Raw genomic sequence first — 4,059 nt, 5'->3', positions numbered from 1 at the left:
CGCGTGAGTCCCACCGATGAATGGCTGGCGGTGTCGCGGCGGCAATTGAGTGCCGTGCGCGACGCGCTGGCAGCGGAGGGTTTGTGACGACCCCCAGGCCACCGCAAGCAGTTGCCGCCCTCCGAGTGGGTGAGCAAACCTTGGGGCGGCCTGGTGGCATGTTCTTGGCCGGGGAGCGCGTTGCGCACGCCGGCGTTGCGCTGCTGCTTGCGTTCGCGCTGGGTGTGGTCGGCATCAACCTTGCCGGCCCGGAGGACAAACTTGCTGAGCAGCAGGAAGCCAGCGCCCCCATGGTCAACCCGCTGGCGCAGCTGTTCCATATCGACGGCATGGAGCCTGTGGCCCCTGGTACCTGGGCGGACGCTGCCCAGGAGCCCGCCGAGCTTGCGCTGCCCCTCGGCTACATGCGCGTGTGCGGCCTGGGCTCCGTACCTGCCGCGCCAGACGAACCCGGTGGCCTGGCCGAGGGCCTGGCCGGCATTGCTGCCGACGCGCGCGCAATCACGCATGCCCGCCTGCGCAAGATCTTTGCGGCCCACCCCAGCGAACGCGTGCGTGCCGCCTCCCTGGTGCTGGACCTGGCGGTGGCCCGCACCGACGCCGCCGCGGCAGCGCGCGCGCGCCAGGGGCCGTGCGATGCGGCAGACAAGGCCTGCGAGGCGCGCCAGCAGGCCGCCGCTGTGGCAGCCGCCGACGCGGTGGGCGCTGCGACCATCCGCCGCCTCAGCCGCATGGCCATGGGCACCGCGGACCCGTTCGTCTATTCCGCTGCGCTGCAGGCCTGCACGCAGGGCAACCCCGGCGACACCGCCGACCATTGCGGCACGCTGAACCTGTACCGCTGGGTGCAGCTGGACAACGGCAATGCAGCCCCGTGGATGGCGCTGGGCAGCGCTGCGCAAGCGCATGGCGACACCGGGGCGCTGAACGACGCCATGTACCACGTGGCCACGTCCAACCGGGTCGATTCCTACTGGGGCACCCTGCCTCACGTGCTGATGCAGGCGTTGCCGCCGGGCGAGTCGGACCTGGCGCGCACCCTTCTCACGGTGGACGCATGGAACGCGCAGAACGTGCTGGCGCTGCCGGTCTACAAGGTGGTGGCGCAGCATTGCGACGAAGACCAGTTGCACGATGCCAACCGCCGCCAGGTGTGCGATGGCATTGCCCATGTGCTCACCGAGCGTGGCCGCTCCACGGTGGACCTGGACATGGGCGTGGCGCTGGCGCAGAAGGTCGGCTGGCCGGCCCCGCGCACCGAGGCCTTGCAGGCCGAGCGCGACGCACTGGCCTCGATGGCGCCGCAGCTTGCGGATGCCGGTGGCGTGAGCTGCGCCAGCGTGCAGCGCTTCCAGGAGACCGCCGAGTTGATGACGCAATACGGCGAGCTGGGCTCCTACCGCGTGCTGGCGCTGAAGTCCGGCATGACGGTGGACGAACTCGTGCAGGTGGTCCGGCCCCAGCCGCTGGCGGCCGAGGCCCCCGGGTCCCCGCCGGCACCCTGATCCCGGGTTCAGCCGGTGTTGCGCAAGCCCGCCGCAATGCCGTTGATCGACAAGTGGATGCCGCGCTGCACCCGCTCGTTGCCCGGGTCGCCCTCGTGCTGCTGGCGGTAGCGCCGCATCAGCTCGACCTGCAAGTGGTTCAGCGGGTCCAGGTACGGGAAGCGGTGCTCGATCGAGCGCGCCAGTGACGGGTTGGAGGCCAGCCGCCTGGCCTCGCCGGTGATCTGCGTCAAGGCATGGCTGGTGCGCTGCCATTCGGCCTGGATCAGCGCAAACATCTTGCGGCCCAGGCGCTTGTCCGGCACCAGCTCCACATAGCGCGCACTCAGCGCCAGGTCGGTCTTGGCGATCACCATGTCGAGGTTGGACAACAAGGTGCGGAAGAACGGCCACTGCTTGAACATGCGCTGCAGCAGCGCCAGCCGCTCCTTGCGCGTCTTGGCCTCGGCCAGGAAGGATTCGATGGCCGAGCCGAAGCCATACCAGCCCGGCAGCGCCACGCGGCATTGGCCCCAGCTGAAGCTCCAGGGGATGGCGCGCAGGTCCTCGATGGCGCGGGTCGCCTTGCGCGAGGCCGGGCGCGAGCCGATGTTGAGTTCGGCAATCTCGCGGATGGGCGTGGCGGCGAAGAAGTAGTCGGTGAAGCCGGGCGTCTCGTACACCAGCTTGCGGTAGGCCGCCATGCTGGCGTGCGAGATCCGGTCGGCCGCGTCCAGGAATGCCTTGGGTGCGCTCTTGGTGGGGTGCAGCAGCGTGGCCTCCAGCGTGGCCGCCACCAGCGTCTCCAGGTTGCGCAGGCCGATCTCCGGGTGCGCGTACTTGGAGGCAATGACCTCGCCCTGTTCGGTGAGGCGGATCTGTCCGTTCACCGTGCCCGGCGGCTGCGCCAGGATGGCCTGGTAGCTGGGCCCGCCGCCGCGTCCCACCGTGCCGCCGCGGCCGTGGAACAGCCGCAGCGTGATGCCATGCTCGCGCGTCAGCGGCTCGAACAGCGCCACCAGCGCAGTCTCGGCGCGGTACAGCTCCCAGTTGCTCGTGAAGAAGCCGCCGTCCTTGTTGCTGTCGCTGTAGCCCAGCATGATGTCCTGCTCGCCGAAGTCGCCCACGCGCGAGCGCTTGAGCAGGTCCACGATACCCGGCAGGGCATAGAACTCGGCCATGATGGGCGCGGCATTGCGCAGGTCGCCGATGGTCTCGAACAAGGGCACCACGATCAGGTCGGCCACCGCCGAGTCGTCCAGCGTGCCGCGCAGCAGGCCGGCCTCCTTCTGCAGCAGCAGCACCTCCAGCAGGTCGCTCACCGCCTCGGTGTGCGAAATGATGTAGTGGCGGATCGCCGCGCGGCCGTGGCTGGCCAGCAGCTTGCGCGCGGCTTCGAAGATGGCCAGCTCGCTGAGCGTGAGTTCGGTGTAGCCGGCGTGGCCCACCACGCGCAGCGGCCGGGCATCGTTGAGCAGGTCCAGCAGCAGCGTACGCCGCTCGGCCTCGGACAAGCTGGGGTAGTCGGGTGTGATGCGCGCCGTGCGCAGCAGGTCGGCAATCACGGCTTCGTGCTTGTCGGAACTCTGGCGCAGGTCCACCGTGGCGAGGTGGAAGCCGAACACCTGCACCGCGCGCATCAGCGGGGCCAGGCGCGGGGCGATCAAGGCGTCGGCATGGTGGGCGCGCAGCGAGGACTCGATCACGCGCAGGTCGGCCAGGAAGTCCGCCGCGCCGGCATACGGGTCCTGCGGGGCCACCGCATGGCGCAGCGCCTCGGTGCCCGTGAGCGTGTGCAAGGTGGCGGCCAGGCGGGCATACATGCCGATCAGCGCGCGCCGGTAGGGCTCGTCGCCGCGGTGCGGGTTCTGGTCGGGCGAGCGCTGTGCCAGGGCCTGCATCTCCGCGGTCACCGGCGCCAGCATCTGCGACATGGAGAACTCGCCGCCCAGCTCGTGCACCTCGATGAGGTAGTGGCGCAGCACGGTTTCGCTCTGGCGCGCCATCGCCAGCGCCAAGGTGGCCGCGCTCACGTTGGGGTTGCCGTCGCGGTCGCCGCCGATCCAGTGGCCCATCCGGAAGAACGGCGCAATGTCGTGGTGCGGCAGGGCCCGCTCGATCTCGCGGTACAGCCGCGGGATCTGCGTCAGGAAGGTGGCGTGGTAGTAGGAGAGGGCGTTCTCGATCTCGTCGGCCACCGTGAGCTTGGTCGTGCGCAGCATGCGCGTCTGCCAGAGCTGCGTCACGCGGGCGCGGATCATTGCCTCGTTGTCGGCCAGCTCATGGGTGCTGCCGGCCTCGTCGCGCTGCTCGATCAGCCGGGCGATGGCGCGCTCGGCATCCAGGATGCTCTTGCGCTGCACTTCGGTGGGATGGGCCGTGAGCACCGGCGAGATGTACGCGTGCTTGAGTGTGCGCACGATGTCGGCGGCGCGGATGTCGGCCTCTGCCAGCCGCTCGAAGGTCATGGCCAGCGAGCCCTCGTGCAGGTCGCCCTGGCGCTCGTGCAGGTCGCGCCGCCGCACGTGGTGCCGGTCCTCGGCCAGGTTGGCCAGGTGCGAGAAGTAGCTGAAGG

Annotated in this window: 2 protein-coding genes; one reads left to right on the top strand and one right to left on the bottom strand. The window is 70.0% G+C overall.

The window, feature by feature from the left end; translation table 11 throughout:
- Positions 1-158 precede the first annotated feature (158 nt).
- On the top strand, positions 159-1,505 hold the full coding sequence (locus tag VFL64_RS08010; RefSeq protein WP_489539850.1) for a hypothetical protein: 1,347 nt from the start codon (positions 159-161) through the stop codon (positions 1,503-1,505).
- Positions 1,506-1,513: 8 nt separating this feature from the next.
- Here VFL64_RS08010 and ppc read toward each other — a convergent pair.
- A partial coding sequence (gene ppc, locus VFL64_RS08005; protein WP_489539849.1) for a phosphoenolpyruvate carboxylase occupies positions 1,514-4,059 on the bottom strand: 2,546 nt, incomplete at its 5' end.

The organism is Rhizobacter sp., from assembly GCF_035702065.1.
Lineage (GTDB): Bacteria > Pseudomonadota > Gammaproteobacteria > Burkholderiales > Burkholderiaceae_C > Rhizobacter.
The sequence above is the reverse complement of the archived record's forward strand: the minus strand, read 5'-3'. Positions and strand labels throughout refer to the sequence as shown.